3 protein-coding genes are annotated in these 1765 nt (G+C 63.7%); 1 reads left to right on the top strand and 2 read right to left on the bottom strand.

From position 1 onward, the window contains the following. Positions 1 to 258: M23 family metallopeptidase (locus EOA27_RS35020; protein ID WP_145970780.1), on the top strand; the 258-nt coding region annotated here is incomplete at its 5' end. A 33-nt stretch (positions 259 to 291) separates the two neighbouring features. Here EOA27_RS35020 and EOA27_RS35015 read toward each other — a convergent pair. Both EOA27_RS35015 and EOA27_RS35010 read right to left on the bottom strand, forming a co-directional pair. Continuing rightward, a complete protein-coding gene (locus tag EOA27_RS35015; RefSeq protein ID WP_126082456.1) occupies positions 292 to 1518 on the bottom strand; it encodes an amidohydrolase in 1227 nt (408 codons plus the stop codon). Continuing rightward, a partial coding sequence (locus tag EOA27_RS35010) for a M24 family metallopeptidase (RefSeq protein WP_127258571.1) occupies positions 1505 to 1765 on the bottom strand: 261 nt, incomplete at its 5' end. The genes EOA27_RS35015 and EOA27_RS35010, both read right to left, overlap by 14 nt.

The raw sequence follows: 1765 nt of genomic DNA, 5'->3' as shown, positions 1-1765 counted from the left end.
AGGGCCGGCTGGGCCGGCGGCTACGGCCGCATGGTCGAGGTCGACCACGGCAACGGCTTCGCCACACGCTACGGACATCTGAGCGAGATCGACGTCACTGTCGGCCAGAAGCTCGCCGCCGGCGACATCATCGGCAAGACCGGCAGCAGCGGGCGCTCGACCGGCCCGCACCTCCATTACGAGGTGCGCCACGATGGCGAGGCGGTCGACCCGCTACGCTTCCTCACTGTCGGCAAGAAGGTCGCGCAATACCTTTGACCGGCTTATCCGACAAAGGCGCCTGCGGATCGGCTAAGCGCCGTAATTCTCCTGTCCAGCCAGGTACATCGTTGCCGCCGAAACCAGAGTAAGGACGCCGTTCTTCAACGCCGTCTCGTCGATGCGGAACCTGGAATGGTGGAGTGGGTAGACTGACCCTACCCCCTCGTTGCGGATGCCGAGCCGGAAATAGACCGACGGGCGTTTCTCGCTGTAGTAAGCGAAGTCGTCGGCAATGCTCCATCCAGGCATGTTGAGAGCATTATCCGCGCCAATGCTGGCTTTGGCGCCGGCCATGATCAGGGCCGCCATCTCGGCATCGTTGACGACGCCTGGTTCGCCTCGGTGGATGTCGATCTTTACGCTGGCGCCGTGGCTTGCCGCTGTTCGTTCAAGCATCTCGCGAAGCCGGCGCCAGGCCCGCTCGCGAGTGGCGTCGTTGCCGCTGCGGATGGTGCCTTTGAACGCGACCTTGCCCGCAGTGACGTTATAGGCATTGCCGCCATTGATGGCGGTCACCGAGATGACCAGCGGATCATAGGGATCGGTCTCACGCGAAACGATCTTCTGCAGCTCGCTAACCATGGAGCAGGCGACAGTCAGCGCGTCTATGCCTTCATAGGGCTTTGCCGCATGCGCCGCCGAGCCGGTGACCAGCACATCGAACGTGTCGCAGGCGAGAGTGTAGGGACCCGGGCCGACGGCCACCTTGCCGGACGGCGTATACGGATCGACATGGACGCAGATCGCGGCATCGACGTCGTCGAGAAGCCCCTCCTCGACCACCCGTCGCCCACCGGACGGTTCATCTTCCTCGGCCGGCTGGAAGATGAGGCGAACGGTTCCGCCGAAACTGTCGCGTGAGCGATTGAGATGCGCGGCGACCGCAAAGCCCATCGCGGCGTGGGCGTCATGGCCGCAGGCATGCATCACGCCCGGATTTTTGGACGCAAAGTCGACGCCGGACTCCTCCTCGATCGGCAGGGCGTCGATATCGGCGCGGATAGCCACCTTGCGGTTCGAAGGCCGGCCGGTGCCGACGATGTCGACGGCAAGCCCGTAGCCGGCCACATCACGGATTTCGGTGATCCCTTCCTTTGCAAGCATCTCGCGCAAATAGCGCTGCGTGCCCGCTTCCCGGTTCGACAGCTCGGGGTGGCAGTGCAGATGGCGCCGGATCTCGATCATCCGATCGAGAATTCCGGCATCGATGTCGGGCGCGGCATCGCTCGTCGAGGACGGCCGGTCAGGTTTTGACATGGATATCCCGCGGGAACTTCGTCAGCGTCTCGTTGCCGGTCTCAGTCACCAGGATGGTCTCGCTGACCTCGATGCCCCAGCCGTCCATCCACATGCCCAGGATGGAATGGACGACATTGCCGGGCTGCAGCACCGTCTTGTCGCCGGGCCGCAGGCTGATCGTGTGCTCGCCCCAATCCGGCGGATAGGCAACGCCGATGGAATAGCCGATGCGCGATTCCTTCTTCAGCCCGTAGCGCTCTATGAC

The sequence above is a fragment of the Mesorhizobium sp. M2A.F.Ca.ET.037.01.1.1 genome (assembly GCF_003998075.1).
GTDB lineage: Bacteria > Pseudomonadota > Alphaproteobacteria > Rhizobiales > Rhizobiaceae > Mesorhizobium.
The sequence above is the reverse complement of the archived record's forward strand: the minus strand, read 5'-3'. Positions and strand labels throughout refer to the sequence as shown.

Coding starts and splice junctions, on each gene's coding strand:
- EOA27_RS35015 (WP_126082456.1), bottom strand. CDS start 1,518: ATGTCAAAACCTGACCGGCCGTCCTCGACGAGCGATGCCGCGCCCGAC.